This is a genomic window from Acidocella sp., assembly GCF_052326845.1.
In the GTDB taxonomy this organism is placed as follows: Bacteria; Pseudomonadota; Alphaproteobacteria; order Acetobacterales; family Acetobacteraceae; genus Acidocella.
The window spans coordinates 1-19404 of sequence record NZ_JBKQJR010000204.1; the positions used below are offsets into that span (position 1 = coordinate 1).

Genomic DNA, 19404 nt, shown 5'->3' on the forward strand with positions numbered 1-19404 from the left:
ATGTGGATCCCCAGCGTCTTGCCGACCCGCAGGGCCATGCCCAGCTGGCACGTCGGCTTGCCTGCCTCGAGATTGACGATGAACCGGATGCCGGTCCTCAGGCGAAAGCTGGATCTCCTCGTCGGTCCTCATGAATACCGACTCGCACATCTCGCCAAGTTAGCGAATCATCCGTCTAGCTCAGAACACTAGCCCCTGATACGGCAGCCGGCTTTCACGCGCGTTCCGCGCTCCTTCTTCTACGTCACCGGATCGTTGGAGACAGATTCCTGCTCGATGCTGTCAAAGCCCGGCGGGAACTTGCTCCACGGATAGCCGCCTTCGGCTGCTTCATATCCAACTTTAAAGAGCGCGTTCATATAGCTTCTGTCGAACGGCATGCTTGATGTTTGGGTAAACGTGCTGGGGATGTTGGCCAAATTGAAGTCCACGCCGTCACGCAAGGCGACGGCATATAGTCGGTAGAGGTCGCCGACTCCCTGCGTTTGGATAAGGGTCGATATCGCACGTCCGGCGATGCTGAGGGTTTGCCGCTTAACCTGAATCCAGTTGGGGTCGAGGCGCGCGTTGCGGATCACGTAGAGCTTGCGGGTGCGGGCTATGCCGTTGGCCTGCCCAAAACGGCGCAAGTTGAATGCCGGAGGATAGACGAACACCTGGGCGCTTGCGCCCCCGTCGACATGCATCTCCTGATGTGGAATCCCACCGCATTCCACTGTGATCATGGTTGGCGGGAACGCGCCCGGAATGGCCGCCGACGCCAGCAGGATATCCTCGATGAGCTTGCTTGCGCCGGGCGCGCCGCTGGCTGCAATCTTGCCGATATTCCAAATCACAGGCCGGCCGGCGTCCAGGTTGGTGGTACCGATGAACAGAAGCCGCCCTTTATTATACTCCGCCGCGATGCCAGCCAAAAATTTCTGGTCGATAAAACGCGACACCGTGTTCCGCAAGGGACGGTTATCGGCCATGGCGTCATTGATCAGGATGGCGATGAAATCGCGCTCGGACAATACGTCCTTCGCGGTAATGCCGGTATAGACCTTCGTGAGTTGCGGGTCGTAAGCGGACCCCATGAAGGCGAACGGAGCCGACAGCGCCCCGGTGCTGATGCCTGTGACCAGCTTGAAGGCCGGCCGTGTGCCTGCCGCGCTCCACCCGACCAACAGGCCTGCTCCATAGGCACCGTCCTCACCACCGCCGGAGATGGCCAGGAAGTCGGCCTCGGGCAACGGTCCGGTGTGTCCCTGCAGCTTTAGATAAGCCATCTCGCGCTGGTAGCTCTCAAAGCCCTCCTGGACCAACTGCGGCGACGCCTCATCCCCCCAGTAGCGGATGTCCCGCAGCCCGAGAACGGTAACATCGCACGCCGGCGCCTCTGGAACAGCCGGCATGCGGGACAGCGCTGTGCACCCGGACACCAGGGAGGTGGCCGCGATGCCAGTGAGCAAACGTCGCCGCGAAGGGGCCGAGGCATTAGCCGATGTCATCAGATGCACTCCAGGACGTGACAGGTTCCCCGCAGCCAAAGTAATAGTTCCCGCTCCGCTGGTGGAGCCTCTCACCGCACCGCGCCCGGCTTCGCCTGAAAGCGTCTCGATTGCCGATCCGCTAACAGGCCCCATTCCCGCTCCCCCATCTTCCCCTGCGGCGAAGCATGGTCGGCAAGTCTTCGTGCCCGGCTACGCGGTCAAATAGATCAGCAATGAATAAAGTAGCGGCTATTTTATCAACGACGTGAACTATTCTCAAAAAGAAATTTTTGTTGAGAAACGCGAAAGTTCCATCGTCCGCATCATTACGTAATCGCATTGCCTCCAAAATTCCACCCTGTTTCTTGCCCGGTCATCCGCCACGCTGCCCCTTGTCCCGAAACCTGCACAACTTAGAGCGCTCGGCTTTTAGCTGAATGCCCTAAGGCGTGTTGAGGCTGGGCAGGCTGTAGCCGTCGATGGCCGAGACGGGGCGCAGCGAGAGGGCATTGCCCGCGCAGACGGCCTCGGCTTGCCGCAGTTCCTCAACCGTCACCGGCGCCTCGCGCACCAGCCCGGCATCGAGCAGGCAGGCGCGCCTGATGCCCGGCAGCGCGCCTTCGCTCACCGGCGGCGTCACCCAGGCGCCGTGCAGCCGCACGAACAAATTGGCCGCACTTGTCTCGGCCACGCGCCCGGCGCGGTTGAGCATCAGCGCGTCATCGGCGCCGCGCTCGGCGGCCTCCATGCGCGCCAGCACCCCGGGCAGATAGTTCAGGCTCTTGATGGCGCTGAGCGGCGAATCCTCGTCGCGCCGGATGCGGCTGGTGACCAGACGCAGCTTCCCGCCGGGCGGCGGCAGGGGCGCGGTGGTGATGAGCAGGGTAGGGGTGGCAGCACTTGGCGGCAGCAGGCCGCGCGGGCCGGTGCCGCGCGTCAGCGTCAGCCGCAGCGCCGCATCTTCCAGCCCATTGGCGGCGAGCAGGCCGTGAATCGCCTCCGCCAGCTTTTCCCTGTCCAGCGGCACGGGGATGTGCAGCAGCGCCGCCCCCGCGCAGAGCCGGGCGTAATGCCGGGCAAGCTCCGGCACCGCGCGGGCATGGGCCGCCATGGTCTCGAACACGCCGTCGCCCAGCAGGAAGCCGCGATCCGCCGGGTCGATGCGCGCCTCGCTTGCCGGGCACAGCGCGCCGTTCAGCCAGACGTTCATTGGCCCAGTGCCAGAAGGGGAGAAATCTTCACCATGGCTTCGTCATACTCCGCCTCGGCCACGCTGTCCCAGGTGATGCCGCCGCCCGCCTGTGCGTAGAGCGCGTCCGCCGTGGCGGTCAGCGTGCGGATGATGATGGCGCTGTCCATGGCGCCGTCGAACCCGATCCAGCACAGCGCCCCGCAATAGGCGCCGCGCGGCCCGGCTTCCAGCTCGTCGATGATCTGCATGGCCCGGCGCTTGGGCGCGCCGGTGATGGAGCCGCCGGGCAGCGTGGCGGCGAGCAGGTCGAACGCGTCCAGCCCGGGCTTCAACCGCCCGGTAACGGCGGAGACGAGGTGATGCGCCTGGGCGTAGCTCTCCACCGCCCAGAGTTCCGGCACCGCCACCGAGCCTATCTGGCACACCTGGCCGAGATCGTTGCGCAGCAGGTCGGTGATCATCAGGTTCTCAGCGCGCTCCTTGGGGCTGGCGTGCAGAGCCGCGGCGGCGGTGGCGTCGTCGTCAGGGTCGTCGCTGCGTGCGGCGGTGCCTTTGATGGGCCGCGTCTCCACCTCGCCATCGGCGGTAAGGCGCAGGAAGCGCTCGGGCGAGGCGCAGGCGAGGCCGAAACCCTCGTGCTGGATACAGGCGGCGAAAGGGGCGGGGCTGAGCCGCCGCAGCGCCATGTGCATGGCTGCCAGCGGCAGCCCGTCCGAGCGCGGCGCGATGAAGCGCAGGGTGAGGTTGGCCTGGTAGATGTCCCCCGCCGCGATATAGGCGCGCAGCCGCTCATGGGCCTCGCGGTAGGTCTCGCGGCTCATCTCCGGCGCCCAGCGCAGCGGCGGCACAGGCGGCAGGGCGGGCGTGGTTTGCAGTCTGGCGGTAATGCCGGGCAGGTCCTCTTCCGGGCCGAGATAGAACAGCCGCCGCGCCTCGGGGTCGAACCCCAGCAACGTAGTGTAGAGCCCGAACCAGCCGCCGGGCAGGCCGGGCATGGGCGCGAACCGGCTGGCCACACCTGCGGCCTCGCGGGCGAGATCGTAGCCGATCCACCCCACCGCCCCACCCGCGAAGGGAAAGGGCCAGGTTTCCGGCCGTGTGGGTGGCGTGTGCGAGGCCATCCAGTGCCGCAGCGTGGCGTAGGGATCGGCCTCCAGCCGCAGCGTGGCGCGGGGGGAAAGGCAGAGATAGCTGACGCGGGACCGTGGATCGCCCACAGCGGCGCTGTCCAGAAAGGCGAGGCCGGGGGTATCGGCCAAGGCGGCAAAGGCGGCCTCGGGCGGGAGATAGGGCAGTTCGGCGATCATCGTGCCCGTTTAGCTGCGTTCGATGACGGCGGCGATCGCGGCGGCCATGGCGTGCCAGCCGGGCGCGGCAGCGGCGGCGGCTGAGGCGGGCTGCGCCAGGAGCTGCGTCAGTTCCAGCAAGCCCTTGGCGATGGCGGGGGCGTTCGGCGCACAGAGAATGGCCCTCGGCTGGCCGCCGAGCTGCTCCGGCAGGCCGCCCACGGTGGTGGCCAGCACATGCCGCCCGGCGGCCAGCGCCAGCGCCGCAACGCCCGACTGGCTGGCCTCCCGGTAGGGCAGCACCAGCGCGTCCGCCCAGGCGAGCAGGCCGGGCAATTCGGCATCCGCGAACCAGCGGCGCTCCACGGAAACCCCCGCCATGGCCTCAAGGCGCTCAAGCGCCGGGGAGCTTGGGCCGTCGCCGCAGATGCGCAGCTCGAAGGGCCGGTTCGCGCCCAGGAACTCCAGCGCATTGGCCAGCAGGTCCAGCCCCTTGTAGGGCAGCAGGCGGCCGAAATAGAGGAGCCGCGGCCGGGATGTCGGCCGCGCGGCGGGTACGGTGCCGGCGAGGCCGATTGGCGGGTGCCACAGCTTTGTCAGCGTCTGGCCGTTGGCGCCGAAGCCCTGGCCGCGCAGCGCCTGCTCCACATGCCCGCTGAGGCAGAACAGATGCTTTGCCCCGCGCAGCAGCCGGGTCTGGTCGAGCGCCAGGAAGCTCAAGGCGTCGCCCGGGTGGGGTTCGGCGTCATGCACGATCACGGCGTAACCGATGCCAAGCCCCCGCAGCGCGGTTGTCATGCGGATATCGAGCAGCGCGGGCATGGCGCACAGGGCAATATCCGGGGCGAGGCGGCGCAAATGCGCCTCGGTGCGCCGGCGCAGGAAGGGCGAGGCAAGCCGCTGGGCGATGAAGCCGAGCCTGCTCCCGTAGGTGGGCTCGCGCCAGTCGCAGGCCGGGGCATCCGGGCCGGTCAATATCTCCGCCCCGGCGGCGAGGGAGAGCGCGGCGCTCTGGCCCGGCAGCGTGTTCAGCGCCTCCGCCAGCCTTGCCGCGAAAATCGGCCCGGCCCCGCGCCGCCCCCAATGCCAGACGAGTGTTCTCACCCGATGCCGTTGGCGGCGAGCGCCGTGTCCAGCGCCTCGCGCCCCAGCGTGTTCAAGGCATGGCGCTGCCCGGCGGTGCCGAGGTTGGCGCGCAAGGCCGCGTCGTTGAACAGGCGCTGTAGCCACGCGGCAGCGTCCTCAATGTCCGGGTCAGCCCATTCGGCGCCGGGGACCGCGTAAACACCGCGCTCATCGCGCGCGGGCACAAGCCGGTAGCGCACAAGGCCGCTGTTGGCCGGGTCCATGAAGTCCAGATTGCCGGAATAGCCCGTCGCCACGACCGGCACGCCAAGCAGTGCCGCGGTGGCTGGGATAAGGCCAAACCCCTCGGAGCGGTGCAGGGAGAGCACCACGTCGCTCGCCGCGATCAGCCCGCGCAGTTCCGGCTCGCTCACGGTTTCCGTCATCACGCGGATATTCGGCGCATCGCCCACGGCGGCGCGGATGGCGGCGAGATCGTCCTGGTAATGCGCGATGCCGGTGAGCTTGAGCACGAGCAGCGCGTCCTGGCTCGCGCCGAACGCCGCCTTGAAGGCGGCTATGGTGCCGAAGGGGTTCTTGCGGGTGCAGCTGGAGGCCAGGTTGAACGCGCTGAGCACAATGAAACAATCAGCCGGGAGGCCCAATGAGGCGCGGTCCCCCGCGACGGCGAAGGGCAGTTGGGTAACAAGAGGGAGGGGAACGACGCGGACGCGGCCCGGGGCGATCGCTTGGAACGCCTCTGCCGAGAAGCGGCTTGGCGCCCAGATTTCATGCAAAAATTTTGCCCCAATGGCCCATTCGGCTGGCACCCGGGAGAGTTCCCAGGCCCACAGGCCGATGATCCGCCGCCCACGGAGCATGTTGCGTGGCTTAAGCCGGGCAAGGCCGACGGGCAGAAACGGGCCGTTGACCACGGTGATGACCGCCGCCCCCGGCGGCAGCGTGCCGGTGAAGGCGGGCACCACGCTCGGCAGGCCCAGCGGCATGGTGCCGCGCAGCAGGCCACGGGCGGCGAGCGCCTGGCCGAGGATGCGGCCGCTCTCGGCGATGCCGTTACGCCCGTCGATGTCACCGGCGATCACTGCGCCGTCGCTGCGGGCGGGGGCCGGGCCGGGCGGCACCGCGACCATGGCGGCCACGCGCGTCATTGCCGTGCGCCTCGCCTCGCGCGGCAACAGCCGCCAAGCGCGGTGGGCGAGGCTCAGCATGCGCCATCCGGCGCGCGCAGGATGCGCAACGTCGCGGCGGCGCTCTCGCTCCAGCTGACGGGCCGGAAGTTCTGCTGGATTTCCGCTCGCCACGCGCCCAGGGCCGCCGGATTATCCAGCACCTCACGCACCGCGCGCACGGCGTCGTGCAGGTTATCGGGGTCGAAATACCGGGCGAGCGTACCGCCCGCCTCAGGCAGCGACGTGGCATTGGCGGCGAGGCATGGCGTGCCATGGGCAAGGCTCTCGGTCACCGGCAGCCCCCAGCCCTCGTACAGCGAGGGATACAGCGTAAACAGGCAATCCTCGTAAAGTGCGGCGAGTTCGCAGTCGCTCGGCGCCTCGATCAGGCGGATCTTGCCGTCAAGCCAGTCGGCGTTTTCCAGCTGCTGCATGAGGTCCGCCACCAGCCAGCCCACCCGCCCGGCGAAGACCAGGGTGGGCACCTGTTCGTGCGGCATGGTGGCCAGCAGCTCCCGCCAGATGCGGAACAGCAGCGTGTGGTTCTTGCGGGCCTCGATGGTGGAGACGATGAGGGCGAAAGAGCCCGGTGGCGGCAGGCGTTCCGAGCGCAGAGGCGCGGGTGTGTGGCCAAAGCCGGTGCCAAGCGGGATCGGCTCTATACGGCTTTTCAGCGCCAAGCCGGTTTCCGCCGCATAGCGCTCGACGTCTTCGGCGGTGGTGCGGGAGACGGAGATGATCTGCTCGGCGAGGGGAGCCAAGTTGTGGAAGCAGGCACTGAAGGCGTTCACGACATTTTTGTCACACCATTCAGGGCGGCGCAGGGGAATGATGTCGTGGACCAGCAGCGCGAAACGCAGTCCGTGGCGTGCACATGCCATACTCACCAGCCCGGCATAATTCTCGGCCTGCCATGGCGAGCCGAGGCTGAGTAGCCAGTCGCCCGGTGCGGCGGCGGCCTCAAAGGCCTGCGTGGTTTCGCGGCGCGGGGCCGAGGGGCGGACCTTGCTTGTGCGGATAGATGCGCGCGCGGCCTCGCGCAGGCCTACACGCGCCGCGTCGCGCAGGGCCCGCAGTGCGTCGACCTGCCGGGCGCGGAACTGGCGCAGCGGGGTGACGACATCCGGCGGCAGTGCGGCCATCACACGGCGCCCAATGCGCCGGGCCAGGCTGGCCGGGCGGGGTGCGTGAGCGGCGGGAGGCTGCGGCTTGGCCGGGGCTGCCGGTTTGGCGAGATTGACGAACAGGGCTTCGACCTCGGCGAAGTTCACGCTCACGAAGCCTTTCCCCGGAGCCCCGTGGCGCACAAAGCGCACCTCCTCTGGGGCGAGGGCCAGCATCGCCCGCTGCAGCTCAAAGGCGAGGCGCTGGATGCCGCTGGGGCGGCTCACATGGGCGGCGTATTGGAAGAGATCTTCCACGTCGATCCAGATACGCATGTCTAACCTTCCTCGTTGCGCACGCGGGCGCGCCAGTCGTTGAGTACATCAGCCAGCGTGTCCTGCCAGGCGATGCGGGGTTGCCAGTCCAGCAACTCCCGCGCGCGGCGTGAATCGCCGATGGCGCGCGGGATGTCGGATGGTCGGAGGCGCGCCGCATCTTCCTCGATGCGCACCTCCACTTTCGAGAGTGCGAGGAGCGAGGTGAGGATATCCCCGATCCGCCGCGGTGTGCCGGAGGCGATGTTCAGGATCGTGTCCCTGGGCAGCATGTTGGCCCGGGCGATGGCCGCCACATAGGCGCGGGCGACATCGCGCACATCGAGGAAATCCCGCTCCGGCGTCAGCGCGCCCACCCGGATGACCGGCGGCGCGAGCCCGGCCTCTATCCGCGCGATCTGGCGGGCGAAGGCGGGGATGACGAAATTCTCGCTCTGGCCCGGGCCGGTGTGGTTGAAGGCGCGCAGCCGCAGCACGGAGAGTCCCTCCGCCGCCATGGCGCCGAGGGCAAGGTCGGCGGCGGCCTTTGTCGCGGCGTAGGTGTTCAGTGGCGCGAGCGGCGCCTGCTCGTCCAGCGCATGGCCGGCGCGGAAGCTGCCGCCGTAAATATCGGCGGAGGAGATGAAGACCAGCCGGCATTGCGGCGCCAGATCGCGGATTGCCGCGGCGATGTTGAGCGTGCCGTGCAGGTTGACGTCCCAGGCCCGGTCCGGCTCGGCCCGCGCCACGCCGATGGCGGCGATGGCGGCGAGATGCAGGCAGCAGGCGGGCTGGCTTTCACCGATCAGCGCGCGCACGGCGGCACGGTCGGTGATTCTGGCTTGGGAACGGATGATCTCTGCGCCGGACGCGGCGAGTTCCGCGCAGACATGGCGGCCGGCGAAGCCGCCGGCGCCCGTGACCAGGACCGGGCCGGGCATCACTTGCCCAGGCGTGCGCGGTGCCGGGCCAGATCCGCCTCCACCATTTCCGCGGCCATATCCTCCAGCGAGGTTTCCGGCTGCCAGCCGAGCCTCTGCCGCGCCTTCGTCGCGTCGCCATGCAGGACATCGACCTCGGCCGGGCGAAGAAACTTCGGATTAGTGACGACATGATCCTCGTAGTTCAGGCCGGCATGGGCGAAGGCGATGCGGCAGAACTCGCGGATGCTCGTCGTCCGCCCGGTGGCGATCACGTAATCATCCGGCGTGTCCTGCTGCAGCATCAGCCACATCGCGCGCACATAGTCGCGCGCATGGCCCCAGTCGCGCTTGGCCTCGAGATTGCCGAGCGGCAATTCCTTCGCCAGGCCGAGCTTGATGCGGGCCACGCCATCGGTGACCTTGCGGGTGACGAACTCGATGCCGCGCAGCGGGCTCTCATGATTGAACAGAATGCCGGAAGACGCATGCATGCCGAAGCTCTCGCGGTAGTTCACGGTCATCCAATGCGCGTAGAGCTTCGCCGCGGCATAGGGGGAACGCGGGTAGAACGGCGTTTTCTCGCTCTGCTGCGGCTCCTGGATGAGCCCGAACATTTCCGACGACGACGCCTGATAGACCCGCGCCTTGAGCCCGGTGATCCGCGCGGCTTCCAGCACGTTCACGGCACCCATGCCGGTCACCTCTCCGGTGAGCAGGGGCTGGTTCCAGGAGGCGGCGACGAAGCTCTGCGCCCCGAGATTATAGACCTCATCCGGCTGCACGTTCTGCATGACGCGGATCAGGCTGGAGATGTCGGTGAGGTTGCCGTCGATGAGTTCCACATCGTCAAGAATGCCAAGCCAGCGCATGCGCTCGCCCACAATGTCCGACGATGCGGAACGGCGCAGCAGGCCGACGACGCGGTAACCTTTTTGCAGAAGCAGCTGCGCCAGATACGCGCCGTCTTGTCCTGTTACGCCAGTGATGAGACAGGTTTTCATGGGGTCACCTTGGTGTCGCGCTGGCGCGCTTGTTCATGGTTGCGGATGCTGCAACCTAACATGGCCCCGGCGAAAATGACCAGAGTGGCCCGCAGTCTGGCATTCTCTCCGTCTGCCGGTGCATAAGGACGCGTGGATACGCAAACGCCTACCCCTTTCCGCGCCGCTGTCATCGGTGGCGGCCCCGCCGGGCTCATGGCTGCCGAGGTGATGGCCCAGGCCGGGCTGGCGGTTACATTGTTCGAGCGCATGCCCAGTGTGGGGCGCAAACTCCTCATGGCCGGGCGGGGCGGGCTCAACATCACCCATTCCGAGCCGATGCCGCGCTTCCTCGCCCGCTATGGCGCGGGCGAGGCGTGGCTCGCGCCCTGGCTGGCGGAATTTCCGCCCGAGGCCGTGCGCGAATGGTGCGCGGGGCTGGGGCAGTCCACCTTTGTGGGCAGCAGCGGCCGTGTCTTCCCCAATGTGATGAAGGCGAGCCCGCTGCTGCGCGCCTGGATCAGGCGGCTGGAAAGCCTGGGCGTGACGTTCGTCACCCGCGCCGAGTGGCAGGGGTGGGACGCCCATGGCCGCCTGTGCTTTGCCGACGGCACCGCCCACGAGGCGGATGTGGTGGTGCTGGCGCTGGGCGGCGCCTCCTGGCCGCGCCTGGGCAGCACCGGCGGGTGGACGGCGCTGCTGCCTGATGTCGAGATCGCTCCGCTGCGCCCGGCGAATTGCGGATTCACGGTCGGCTGGTCGGCGCATTTCGCTGAGAAATTCGCCGGCACGCCGCTCAAGCGCATCACCCTCGCCTGTGGCGATGTGGCGGTGCCGGGCGAGCTGATGATCACCAAAGACGGGCTTGAGGGCGGCGCGGTCTATGCCGTCTCGGCCCTGGCGCGGGAGATGATCGCGCGGGATGGTTCTGCCACTCTCAGCCTTGATCTGCGCCCGGATTTCAGCGCCGAGGCGCTCGCCGCCCGGCTGGCGGGCGGGGGGAGCGAGTCGCTCTCCACCCGGCTGCGCAAACGGGCGGGGTTGTCGCCGGTGGCCATCGGCCTGATGCAGGAGGCCCGGCACGCCGGGGTGGAGGCTCCCCTCGCCGGGCTTATCAAATCCCTCCCGGTTCGCCTGCTGGCACCTTCCGGGCTGGAGCGGGCCATCTCCACGGCGGGAGGCATAAAGCTCACGGAGCTGGACGAGCATCTGATGTTGCGCCGCCATCCCGGCGTGTTCGCGGCCGGAGAAATGCTGGACTGGGAGGCGCCCACAGGCGGCTATCTGCTGCAAGCCTGCCTGGCCACCGGCAGGGCGGCGGGGCAAGGGGTGCTCAACTGGCGAGATTCGCAACCAGGAAATCGATGAAGGCGCGCAGCTTGGCGGTGAGGTGCCGGCCGGGCGGGTAGACCATGCGGAAGGTGAGTCGCGGCGTGGCGTACTCCGGCAGCACCCGTGCCATCTGTCCGTCGCGCAGTGCCTGCTCAACGAGAAAATCCGGCTGCAGCGCCAGCCCCTGGCCTTGCATCGCCGCTTCCAGCCCCGCCGCGGCGCTGTTGGTGCGGAAATTTCCACTCACCTTTATGGTGTGCGTGGCGCCGTCAGCACCGGTGAAACTCCATGGCGCACCGAGCTGCGCGTTGATCACGACGAGGCAGTTATGCGTTGTCAGGTCCTCGGGCGTCGCAGGTGTGCCGTGCCGGGCCAGGTACTCCGGCGCGGCGCAGAGCACGGTTCCGGTATTCACCAGCGTGCGGGTGATGTAGCTCGTCTCCGGCAGCTGGTTCATGGTCACCGCCATGTCGAACCCTTCTTCCACCACGTCCACGTAGCGGTCGGTCAGGATCATCTCGACGGCGACGTTCGGGTACGCGGTGGCGAAGCGCGGGAGCAGCGGCGCGATCCGCGCCCTGCCGAAGGCCAGCGGTGCGCTTACCCGCAACACGCCCGTGGGGGTGTTCTGCATCTCGCCGGCAATGTTCTCCAGCGCCTCAAGCTGGGTGAGCAGGTCGGCGCAGTGCTCGTAGTAGATACTGCCGATTTCGGTGAGGCTGACATGGCGCGTGGTACGGTTGAGCAGGCGCACGCCCAGCGCCTCCTCAAGCTCGCGCACATGCTTGCTGATGATGGTGGGCGACATTCGCAGCGCCCGCGCCGCCTTGGTGAAGCTGCCTGTTTCCGCCACCTTTGCAAAGGCGGTCATTTTCGCCAGACGATCCATATCCCCCCCCCCTGATTATGAACTATTTGTTTATAGTGAAAGAAAAATTCACCGGATTATCGATTTCCGCAAGAGGGTCCATATCGCCCCGCGAAGACGGCGATGAACACCGCCTTGAAGTCGGAACCCTCACACAAATACTCTCTAAGGATTACTCCCATGCGTTTCTCCACCTCTGCCGCTGCCCTGGCTGCCGCCACTTTGCTTGGCCTTGCCCAGCCGGCTGCGGCGAACGGTTTTTTCACCCGTCCTGCCAGCGTGCAGGCGCCGGTCTCGGGCACTGAAAGCCAGCCCCGACTGGTGGCCTATCAGCTGAGCGGCCAGGGGCATGACGACCAAACCGCTCTGACCGTGAAAACCCACCATGGAAAATCCGCAAGCTGAGCTGAACGGCTGCGCCGCCGCCGCTCCTTAGCGGCGGTGCCGGCCCGTAGGACGAATGGAACCCCCCGCACCGGGCTTATGCCGGGCGGGGGTTCGTCGTTTCTGGCGCTTTGCCAGCCGATCCACCTCCGTCCTCGGACTATGAACCATTTGTTTATAGTGAAAGAAAAATTCACCGGATTATCAGTTTTGGCAAGAGGGTCCATATCGCCCAGCGAAGACGGAAACACCGCCTTGAAGTCGGAACCCTCACAGAAATACTCCCTAAGGATTACTCCCATGCGTTTCTCCACCTCTGCTGCTGCCCTGGCTGCTGCCACTCTGCTTGGCCTTGCCCAGCCGGCTGCTGCTTCGGGTCTTTTCTCCCGGGTTGCCACCGTGCAGGTTCCGGTCTCGGGCCCTGAAAGCCAGGCCCAGTTGGCCGCTCAGCTAACCGCCCAGGGCTATGACAACATCGCCCTGGTTTCCGCCTACCCCACCATGGAAAACCCGCACCCTGAGCTGATGGGTCACGCGGCCAACGCCGCTCAGACCCCGGTTCACGCTGGTTGGAACGGTGTTGCGCAGAAGAACGGTCAGACCGTTCAGGTTTACGTCACCCGCTCGTAAACGCTTCGCTGTTCGTTTCGCGGGCTAATGATGCGGCCCGTGGAACCCCCCGCCACCGTATCCGCCGCCGTGCCATCCGCCGCCTCCGCCGTATCCGCCATCGTGCCAGCCGCCGCCGTGCCATCCGCCGCCGTACCATCCGCCCCAGCCGAAGCTGAACGTGACCGGCGGGTAGAAGTAACCGTAGCCGGGATAGGCGCCATAAGGCGGCGGATAGGCATAGCCGTAAGGGCCGGCCGGCGGCATCGGCGGCACGCTGTTGCCTTTGGCCGCCATGCATTGGCCGTAGGTGACATCGTATTGCCATTGCAGACCGGCCTGCGATGCCTGCGCATTCGCAGCACCTGAGGCAGTACCCAGGACCAGCCCACTGCCGGCGCCGATGGCCGCCCCCTCTCCCGCATTGCCGGCAGCCGCGCCGATCGCCGCTCCCGCCGCGGCGCCCATCAGCGTGCCGGCCACCGCGCTCGCGGCGCCGTTCTGCTGCGCCGCCTGAGAGGTAGCGCCCGCGGCATAGCCAATGCTCTGCTCCGCGGCAGCGCGGCAGTCATAATCATCCACCTGGAAGGCGTTGAAGGTTTTCCCGGGGCCGGGCAGCACCATGATGCTGGGGCCGGTGGGCGGCGTCACCGCGCAGCCGCCGAGCATGAGCGGCAGGACGGCGGCGCCAAGAGAGACATGTCGCATTTTCATTTGGAGATCCCCCCGCCATTTGCGGGTCTTAACGTTACGCAAATTATACGCCTGTTCGGGCCCCGGCATTGACTTTGGTCAAAGCCCGGTTCGGCGGATGGTCTAGCCTTTTACCATCATGCGCAATCTTGCCGGATTTGCCTTGTGTCTCGGCGTCGTTGCGGCGCTGGCCGGCTGCACTGCCGCGCCGCCGCGCCCGCAGGCCGCAGTACCGCCGTCGGCCTACAGTGCGCCGGTCGTCACCCTGCGCGAGGACATGGCGCGAGAGGTTCCTGATGACGCCCCGCGCAGCCCCGCTGATGACGCCGCCTGGATCGCCCGCACCCAGGCGACGTTCGCCGCGTCGCCCTACACGCTCAGCACCCCGCAGCTCGTCCTCGCCGTGGACCGCAACCCGGCGGTGCAGCAACTCCGGGTGATCTTCGCCACCCCGACCGGGCCGTGGCAGGTCATCGGCGGCGGCAAGGTCTCCACCGGCGTGGCCGGGCTCTATGGCTATTTCATCACTCCCACCGGGGTGTTCCCGCACACCGCCGGTATTCTCGATTACCGCGCACTCGGCACATATAACGAGGAGCATATTCGCGGCTTGGGGATAAAAGGCAGCCGGGTGTGGGATTTCGGCTGGCAGACGGCGGTGGAGGGCTGGCGGACCGATGGCGAGACAAACGAGATACGCCTGGCGGTTCACGCCACCGATCCGGATGTGCTGGAGCAATTCTTGGGGCGGCCGGCTTCCGAGGGCTGCGTGCGCGTCTCCGCCCCCATGAACGTGTTTCTCGACCGCCATGCCGTGCTCGATGCCGATTACCTGCGGCAAGCGGCGTATGACCCGGCCGTTGCCGCCGTTCTGCCCCCGGATGGTGATCCGTTCCCCTATGCCGGAACCTATATGGTGGTTTTCGATTCCTCGGAGCCGCCGCCATGACCATCGCCGGACTGGAGACCGAAGTCGCCCGCATCGTCTGGGCCCAGCGCTACCGCCATGGCGGCAGTGCCGAGCCGGACATTGCCGCCACCTGGCGCCGTGTCGCCACCGCCCTGGCGCAGGCCGAACCATCCGGGCGCGAGGATTGGGCGGCGCGGTTCTATCAGGCGCTGGAGGGGTTCCGCTTCCTCCCCGGCGGGCGGGTGATCGCCGGGGCGGGCACGCCGCGCCGGGTGACGCTGCTCAACTGCTTCGTCATGGGCGAGGTCGAGGATTCCATCCCCGGCATTTTCCGCGCCCTGCAGGAAGGGGCGATGACCATGCAGCAGGGCGGCGGCGTGGGGTATGATTTCTCCACGCTGCGTCCGCGCGGGCTGCCAGCCAGCATCGCGGGCAACATCGCCTCCGGCCCCGTCTCCTTCATGGCGGTGTGGGACGCGATGTGCGCCACCATCCAGTCCACCGGCGCGCGGCGGGGGGCGATGATGGCCACCCTGTGCTGTGACCACCCGGATATCGAGGCGTTCATCGCCGCCAAACGCCAGCAAGGCGTGCTCAGTCATTTCAACCTCTCGGTGCTGGTGACTGACGCCTTCATGCGCGCCGCCGCCGAGGGTGCGCCCTGGCCGCTCATCTTCCCCGTCGCGCCGCCGTACCGTGTGGCGCGTGAGGTGAACGCGGCCGAGCTGTGGGACAAGCTCATGCTCGCCAGCTTCACCAGCGGCGAGCCCGGCGTGCTGTTCATCGACCAGATCAACCGCATGAACAATCTGCATTATTGCGAGCGGATCAGCGCCGTGAACCCGTGCGGGGAGGTGCCGCTGCCGCATTATGGCGGGTGCGATCTCGGCTCGCTCAACCTCACCGCCTTCATCCGCGAGCCGTTTTCCCCATCGGCGCGGCTGGACATGGAGGCGCTGATGGAAGCCGTGCCCGTCGCCGTGCGGATGCTGGATAACGTGCTGGACGTCTCGCATTTCCCGCTGCCCGCCCAGGCGCAGGAGGTGCGGGCCAAGCGCCGCGTCGGGCTTGGCGTCACCGGGCTGGCGGATGCGCTGGTCATGCTCGGGCTGGATTACGGAGCCGAGGCCGCGCGCCAATGGGCAAGCGGGGTGATGCGCGGGATCTGCCACGCCGCCTACCGCGCCTCCATTGCGCTGGCGGCGGAGAAGGGGGCCTTCCCCGCGTACCAGCGCGATGCGTATCTGGCCGGGCCGTTCATCCGCGCTTTGCCCGAGGATGTGCGCGACGCCATCGCTGAACACGGCATCCGCAACAGCCATCTGCTTGCCATCGCCCCCACCGGCACCATCAGCCTGCTCGCGGGCAATGTCTCCTCCGGCATCGAACCGGTTTTCGCCGCGGAGGCTGACCGCACGATACTCGACGCGCTCGGCACCAGGCAGCGCGTGACGGTGACCGACCATGCCGTGCGGCTGTGGCGGCAGGAACATGGCGGGGAACTGCCGCCCGCCTTCGTCACCACCGAGGCGCTGCCGGTGCAGGCGCATCTGGGCATGCAGGCGGCGTTGCAGGCGCATGTGGACCAGTCCATCGCCAAGACCATCAACCTGCCCGCCACATGCGGCTTCACCGATTTCGCCGGCACCTTCAGGACCGCCTATGAACTGGGACTCAAGGGCTGCACGGTGTTCCGCCCGCTGGCGGTGAACGGTGTGCTGAACGCGCGGGGATGAAGCATGCGTGTTTTGGTATTGCTTAACATTCAAATATTCGTATATTCGCAATAATGAATATTGATCCCACAGCCATGCACGCGGCAGCGGACCAGGCCAGCGAGCTGCTGAAATCCCTGGCCAATCCGCACCGGCTGATGATCCTCTGCCAGTTGCTGGAAGGGGAACGCTCGGTCGGCGAGCTGGCGGCGTTTCTGGACCTTCGCAGTTCCACCGTCTCCCAGCACCTCGCCCTGCTGCGGCGGGATGGGCTGGTGACCGCGCGGCGTGAGGCGCAGACCATCTATTACGGCATCGCCAGCATGCCCGCCCGGCGAATCCTGGAAACGCTGTTCGAACTCTTCTGCGCGCCCGAGGCTATGTGCCAGACCGAAGCAACCCCCGCCAACGACGACTAAAGGTAGCCAACATGCTGTTTTTCACAGGCAAAAAGACCGATCTTCGAGAATTCACGCCCAGGGAGCTGGAAGCGGCCCTGGCGCGGGGCGAGGTGATCCTGGTGGATGTGCGCGAGCACGTCGAGCATGATGCCGCGCGCATCGACGGTGCGGTCTGCCAGCCGCTCTCCAGCTTCGACCCCAACGCCCTGCCCAAGGGCGACGTCGTGCTGCATTGCGGCGTGGGCAAGCGCTCGGCCATGGCGGCGGAGCAATGCGCCAAGGCCGGGGTGAAGATTGCCGGGCATCTGGCCGGGGGCATTAACGCCTGGGCCCAGGCGGGGTTGCCCGTCAAACGCGGCTGAGCCGTTCCACCACAGGAGAATTGACCATGATGCAAGACTGGCTGCAACTGATCGAGAGCATGAATGGCGGCGTGAAAGCGCTGCGCCAGGGCGCGCCTGATGTGATGAAGGGCTTCTCTGCCCTCGCCCAGGGCGCGAACGGCGGCACGGCGCTGGACAAGAAGACCAAGGAGCTGATCGCTTTGGCGATCGGCGTGGCCGTGCGCTGCCAGCCCTGCATCGCTTATCACGCCGAGGCTGCCGCAAAGCACGGCGCGACGCGCGAGGAAGTGCTGGAGACCATGGGCATGGCCATCTACATGGGCGCCGGGCCTTCGGTGATGTACGCCGCGCAGGGGCTGGAAGCCTTCGACCAGCTCAAGGCCGCGCAGGGCTGAACAGCTCCTTCTTTTTGTTTACCCTGGGTCCATAAAAAAACCCGCGGCGGATACGCTCCGCCGCGGGTCATTTGCGTTATGCCGCTTCGCTTACGGGAACTTCTTGCGGGTGGCGAGATACGCCACCACCGTGAAGCCGAGATAAAGGAAGGGGATGAAGATGATCAGGCCTTCGAGATCGCCGAGCATTATTACACCTTACCGTTAGAGTTGGCTTCCTGCGTGTCGAACAGCACCGCGCCGGCCGCTGCGATGAGCACGATCATCGTCGTGCCCACCAGCCAGGCGAAGTACCAGGCGCCGAAGTCACCGGTGATCACCGCCATGAACAGAGCCAGGGCCAGGGCAGCCGCGAGGCCGATGATTTTGAAGAATTTACCCATAATCAGGCCTCCTTAGTAGCTGTGCGAGTCAGGGGTGATGGAATCCACCTTCACCTTGCCGCGCATCACGTAGAAGCACCACGAGGTGTAGGCGATGATGACCGGTGTGAAGACCAGGGCGAAGAGCAGCATCCAGCTAAGATTATACTCGGAGCCGGAGGCGTTCCACACGGTCAGGCTCTGGTCCGGGTTGGTGGAGGACGGCATCAGGAAGGGGAACATGCTGGTCCCCACCGTGAAGATGACGCCAATCCACGCCACGGCGCCGCACCACCAAGCCACCACCGGCTTACGTGCCGCATTCATCAGCGCGCCGCCCAGCATGCCCACGAAGCCCAGCACCGGCAGCACCCACAGGATGGGGTAGCTGTGGTAGTTGTTCATCCACGCGCCGGCCTGCACGGCCACGGTCGGGCCGTTCAGCGGGTTGGCGGGCATGTTCGGGTCAACCGCGGAGGTGAAGGCATAGCCGTTCAGGTGGGCGACCCACACGCCGCCCACGGCGAACAGCACCGCCGCCACGATGGCGCCGCCAATGGCTGCCTTGCGGGCACGGCCATAGATCGGCTCCTCGCCGCGCATCATCAGCATGGTGCCGCCCTGGGCGATCGCCAGGCTCAGCGAGAGCACGCCGCACATAACCGCGAAGGGGTTAAGCAGGTAGCTGAGGAAGGACTCGTCCTGGAAGTACTGGCCGGTCCAGCTGTAGTGGTAGCCGACACCTTCCATGACGTTGCCGAAGGCAGCACCATACACGATCATCGGCACTGCGCCGGAGATCAGGAAGACCCAGTCCCAGGTGCCGCGCCACTTCGTGCCCTCGGCCTTGGAACGGTACTCGAAGGCCACCGGACGCATGATCATGCTGAACAGCAGCAGGATCATGACGACGTAGAACACCGAGAAGGAGGTGGCGTACAGGGTGGGGAAGGCGGCGAAGATGGCGCCGCCGCCCAGGATGAACCACACCTGGTTACCGTCCCAGTGCGGGCCGATCATGTTCAGCGCCGCGCGGCGTTCGCCGTCGGTCTTGCCGACGAAGCGCAGCAAGGTGCCCACGCCCATGTCCATCCCCACCATCACGGCGAGGCCGGTGAGCAGCACGCCTAACAGCACCGCCCAGATAACTTTAAGAACGACGTAGAGTTCCATTTGAAAAATCTCCTGAGAGGTGCGGCGTTATTGCCAGGACTTGTCGGCCAGCTGCGGCTTGCCGAACATCGTGGCGCCGCCACCCACGGCCGGTTCCGCATGGTGCTGCGGGCCGAGGCGGGCGAACTTGAACATCAGGTACAGCTCGGCGGCGATGAAGGCGCTGTACAGCGCAGCAAAGCCGATGAGCGAGAACACCATGTACCCGACCGGATGGCTCGAGGCGGCCTGGAAGGTCGGCAGCCAGCCAAAGACGGACCAGGGCTGACGGCCGGCCTCGGCGGTGATCCAGCCAAACTCGCAGGCCAGGATCGGCAGCGGGATGGACCACATCGCGGCCTTCAGCAGCATCGGGTGCTTCTCCAGCTCGTTACGCAGCGAGTAGTATGCGGAGAAGGCGAACAGGGCGACGAAGTAGAAGCCCAGGAACATCATGATGCGGAAGGACCAGAAGGTGACGAACACGTTCGGGATCGTGTCCTTCTCGGTCTGCGCCACGATGGCATCCTGGTTCGCCGGGGTGATCTGGGTCAGATCCTGGTTCGGCGCGTTCTTCTGGGCCAGGAAGCCATAGCCCATGTCCTGCTCGTACTGCTTGAAGGTGGCCAGCGAAGCGGCGTCATGCGTCTGCCCGTATTGCTGCAGGGCGTTGATCGCCTTGATGCCGTTCAGGATGCGCGGGCCAGCCTGCT

At 66.7% G+C, this 19404-nt stretch carries 21 protein-coding genes; 8 read left to right on the forward strand and 13 right to left on the reverse strand.

Annotated features, from left to right (window positions below; all coding sequences use genetic code 11):
• Positions 1–239: 239 nt before the first annotated feature.
• The 8 genes from ACLPJJ_RS13630 to gmd all read right to left on the reverse strand — a co-directional run bounded on the left by ACLPJJ_RS13630 (position 240) and on the right by gmd (position 9547).
• Positions 240–1394 (reverse strand): patatin-like phospholipase family protein, encoded by a 1155-nt coding sequence (locus tag ACLPJJ_RS13630; RefSeq protein ID WP_443591536.1) that lies wholly within the window; start codon positions 1392–1394, stop codon positions 240–242.
• 520 nt (positions 1395–1914) lie between these two features.
• Entirely contained in the window at positions 1915–2682 is a 768-nt protein-coding gene (locus ACLPJJ_RS13635; protein ID WP_443591537.1) for an aminotransferase class IV, read from the reverse strand.
• Positions 2679–3971: an anthranilate synthase component I family protein gene (locus ACLPJJ_RS13640; RefSeq protein ID WP_443591538.1), complete on the reverse strand. Its 1293-nt coding sequence runs from the start codon at positions 3969–3971 to the stop codon at positions 2679–2681. The genes ACLPJJ_RS13635 and ACLPJJ_RS13640 overlap by 4 nt, the downstream gene beginning before the upstream one ends.
• A gap of 9 nt (positions 3972–3980) precedes the next feature.
• Positions 3981–5054: a glycosyltransferase gene (locus tag ACLPJJ_RS13645; protein ID WP_443591539.1), complete on the reverse strand. Its 1074-nt coding sequence runs from the start codon at positions 5052–5054 to the stop codon at positions 3981–3983.
• Entirely contained in the window at positions 5051–6244 is a 1194-nt protein-coding gene (locus ACLPJJ_RS13650) for a glycosyltransferase (protein WP_443591540.1), read from the reverse strand. Before ACLPJJ_RS13650 ends, ACLPJJ_RS13645 begins: the two co-directional genes overlap by 4 nt.
• A complete protein-coding gene (locus tag ACLPJJ_RS13655; protein ID WP_443591541.1) occupies positions 6238–7644 on the reverse strand; it encodes a glycosyltransferase family 4 protein in 1407 nt (468 codons plus the stop codon). The genes ACLPJJ_RS13650 and ACLPJJ_RS13655 overlap by 7 nt, the downstream gene beginning before the upstream one ends.
• 2 nt (positions 7645–7646) lie before the next feature.
• Positions 7647–8564, reverse strand: coding sequence for a GDP-mannose 4,6-dehydratase (locus ACLPJJ_RS13660; protein ID WP_443591542.1), 918 nt, complete (start codon positions 8562–8564; stop codon positions 7647–7649).
• Complete coding sequence (gene gmd / locus ACLPJJ_RS13665; protein WP_443591543.1) at positions 8564–9547, reverse strand: GDP-mannose 4,6-dehydratase; 984 nt, start codon at positions 9545–9547, stop codon at positions 8564–8566. Before gmd ends, ACLPJJ_RS13660 begins: the two co-directional genes overlap by 1 nt.
• 132 nt (positions 9548–9679) lie before the next feature.
• On the opposite strand from gmd, the gene ACLPJJ_RS13670 reads away from it, so the two are divergent.
• A complete protein-coding gene (locus tag ACLPJJ_RS13670) occupies positions 9680–10894 on the forward strand; it encodes an NAD(P)/FAD-dependent oxidoreductase (protein ID WP_443591544.1) in 1215 nt (404 codons plus the stop codon).
• On the opposite strand, the gene ACLPJJ_RS13675 is transcribed toward ACLPJJ_RS13670, so the two are convergent.
• Entirely contained in the window at positions 10860–11729 is an 870-nt protein-coding gene (locus ACLPJJ_RS13675) for a LysR substrate-binding domain-containing protein (RefSeq protein WP_443591545.1), read from the reverse strand. The genes ACLPJJ_RS13670 and ACLPJJ_RS13675 overlap by 35 nt on opposite strands.
• Before the next feature lie 177 nt (positions 11730–11906).
• Here ACLPJJ_RS13675 and ACLPJJ_RS13680 point away from each other — a divergent pair, with 177 nt between their 5' ends.
• Complete coding sequence (locus tag ACLPJJ_RS13680; protein ID WP_443591546.1) at positions 11907–12131, forward strand: hypothetical protein; 225 nt, start codon at positions 11907–11909, stop codon at positions 12129–12131.
• 279 nt (positions 12132–12410) lie between these two features.
• On the forward strand, positions 12411–12740 hold the full coding sequence (locus ACLPJJ_RS13685; RefSeq protein ID WP_443591547.1) for a hypothetical protein: 330 nt from the start codon (positions 12411–12413) through the stop codon (positions 12738–12740).
• A 24-nt stretch (positions 12741–12764) separates the two neighbouring features.
• On the opposite strand, the gene ACLPJJ_RS13690 is transcribed toward ACLPJJ_RS13685, so the two are convergent.
• On the reverse strand, positions 12765–13433 hold the full coding sequence (locus tag ACLPJJ_RS13690; RefSeq protein WP_443591548.1) for a glycine zipper family protein: 669 nt from the start codon (positions 13431–13433) through the stop codon (positions 12765–12767).
• 118 nt (positions 13434–13551) lie between these two features.
• Between ACLPJJ_RS13690 and ACLPJJ_RS13695 the strand changes: the two genes are divergently transcribed.
• From ACLPJJ_RS13695 to ACLPJJ_RS13715, 5 genes are read left to right on the forward strand one after another with little or no spacing between them, the layout of a single operon-like run.
• The gene (locus ACLPJJ_RS13695) at positions 13552–14361 is read left to right on the forward strand and encodes a hypothetical protein (RefSeq protein ID WP_443591549.1); all 810 of its coding nucleotides are present in this window, start codon (positions 13552–13554) and stop codon (positions 14359–14361) included.
• Positions 14358–16058 carry an adenosylcobalamin-dependent ribonucleoside-diphosphate reductase gene (locus ACLPJJ_RS13700; RefSeq protein WP_443591550.1) on the forward strand — a complete coding sequence of 567 codons (1701 nt, stop codon included), beginning with the start codon at positions 14358–14360 and terminating at the stop codon, positions 16056–16058. The genes ACLPJJ_RS13695 and ACLPJJ_RS13700 overlap by 4 nt, the downstream gene beginning before the upstream one ends.
• A gap of 53 nt (positions 16059–16111) precedes the next feature.
• Complete coding sequence (locus ACLPJJ_RS13705) at positions 16112–16456, forward strand: ArsR/SmtB family transcription factor (RefSeq protein ID WP_443591551.1); 345 nt, start codon at positions 16112–16114, stop codon at positions 16454–16456.
• A gap of 11 nt (positions 16457–16467) precedes the next feature.
• Entirely contained in the window at positions 16468–16800 is a 333-nt protein-coding gene (locus ACLPJJ_RS13710) for a rhodanese-like domain-containing protein (RefSeq protein WP_443591552.1), read from the forward strand.
• Between the two features lie 26 nt (positions 16801–16826).
• Positions 16827–17177, forward strand: a complete 351-nt coding sequence (locus tag ACLPJJ_RS13715) for a carboxymuconolactone decarboxylase family protein (RefSeq protein ID WP_443591553.1) — start codon at positions 16827–16829, stop codon at positions 17175–17177.
• Between the two features lie 191 nt (positions 17178–17368).
• Here ACLPJJ_RS13715 and ACLPJJ_RS13720 read toward each other — a convergent pair whose 3' ends face one another.
• The 3 genes from ACLPJJ_RS13720 to ACLPJJ_RS13730 all read right to left on the reverse strand — a co-directional run.
• Entirely contained in the window at positions 17369–17560 is a 192-nt protein-coding gene (locus tag ACLPJJ_RS13720) for a hypothetical protein (RefSeq protein ID WP_443591554.1), read from the reverse strand.
• A gap of 12 nt (positions 17561–17572) precedes the next feature.
• Positions 17573–18712, reverse strand: a complete 1140-nt coding sequence (gene cydB / locus ACLPJJ_RS13725) for a cytochrome d ubiquinol oxidase subunit II (RefSeq protein ID WP_443591555.1) — start codon at positions 18710–18712, stop codon at positions 17573–17575.
• 27 nt (positions 18713–18739) lie between these two features.
• Positions 18740–19404, reverse strand: a 665-nt coding sequence (locus tag ACLPJJ_RS13730; protein WP_443591556.1) for a cytochrome ubiquinol oxidase subunit I, incomplete at its 5' end; no start/stop codon positions are given.

What these genes read in the sequence shown, in the direction of transcription:
- ACLPJJ_RS13630 (WP_443591536.1), bottom strand. Translation starts at nt 1,394, where the DNA reads ATGCCGGCTGTTCCAGAGGCGCCGGCGTGCGATGTTACCGTTCTCGGG.
- ACLPJJ_RS13710 (WP_443591552.1), top strand. Translation starts at nt 16,468, where the DNA reads ATGCTGTTTTTCACAGGCAAAAAGACCGATCTTCGAGAATTCACGCCC.
- gmd (WP_443591543.1), bottom strand. Translation starts at nt 9,547, where the DNA reads ATGAAAACCTGTCTCATCACTGGCGTAACAGGACAAGACGGCGCGTAT.
- ACLPJJ_RS13700 (WP_443591550.1), top strand. Translation starts at nt 14,358, where the DNA reads ATGACCATCGCCGGACTGGAGACCGAAGTCGCCCGCATCGTCTGGGCC.
- ACLPJJ_RS13660 (WP_443591542.1), bottom strand. Translation starts at nt 8,564, where the DNA reads ATGCCCGGCCCGGTCCTGGTCACGGGCGCCGGCGGCTTCGCCGGCCGC.
- ACLPJJ_RS13685 (WP_443591547.1), top strand. Translation starts at nt 12,411, where the DNA reads ATGCGTTTCTCCACCTCTGCTGCTGCCCTGGCTGCTGCCACTCTGCTT.
- ACLPJJ_RS13640 (WP_443591538.1), bottom strand. Translation starts at nt 3,971, where the DNA reads ATGATCGCCGAACTGCCCTATCTCCCGCCCGAGGCCGCCTTTGCCGCC.
- ACLPJJ_RS13715 (WP_443591553.1), top strand. Translation starts at nt 16,827, where the DNA reads ATGATGCAAGACTGGCTGCAACTGATCGAGAGCATGAATGGCGGCGTG.
- ACLPJJ_RS13695 (WP_443591549.1), top strand. Translation starts at nt 13,552, where the DNA reads ATGCGCAATCTTGCCGGATTTGCCTTGTGTCTCGGCGTCGTTGCGGCG.
- ACLPJJ_RS13675 (WP_443591545.1), bottom strand. Translation starts at nt 11,729, where the DNA reads ATGACCGCCTTTGCAAAGGTGGCGGAAACAGGCAGCTTCACCAAGGCG.
- ACLPJJ_RS13635 (WP_443591537.1), bottom strand. Translation starts at nt 2,682, where the DNA reads ATGAACGTCTGGCTGAACGGCGCGCTGTGCCCGGCAAGCGAGGCGCGC.
- ACLPJJ_RS13705 (WP_443591551.1), top strand. Translation starts at nt 16,112, where the DNA reads ATGAATATTGATCCCACAGCCATGCACGCGGCAGCGGACCAGGCCAGC.
- cydB (WP_443591555.1), bottom strand. Translation starts at nt 18,712, where the DNA reads ATGGAACTCTACGTCGTTCTTAAAGTTATCTGGGCGGTGCTGTTAGGC.
- ACLPJJ_RS13680 (WP_443591546.1), top strand. Translation starts at nt 11,907, where the DNA reads ATGCGTTTCTCCACCTCTGCCGCTGCCCTGGCTGCCGCCACTTTGCTT.
- ACLPJJ_RS13655 (WP_443591541.1), bottom strand. Translation starts at nt 7,644, where the DNA reads ATGCGTATCTGGATCGACGTGGAAGATCTCTTCCAATACGCCGCCCAT.
- ACLPJJ_RS13650 (WP_443591540.1), bottom strand. Translation starts at nt 6,244, where the DNA reads ATGCTGAGCCTCGCCCACCGCGCTTGGCGGCTGTTGCCGCGCGAGGCG.
- ACLPJJ_RS13720 (WP_443591554.1), bottom strand. Translation starts at nt 17,560, where the DNA reads ATGGGTAAATTCTTCAAAATCATCGGCCTCGCGGCTGCCCTGGCCCTG.
- ACLPJJ_RS13690 (WP_443591548.1), bottom strand. Translation starts at nt 13,433, where the DNA reads ATGAAAATGCGACATGTCTCTCTTGGCGCCGCCGTCCTGCCGCTCATG.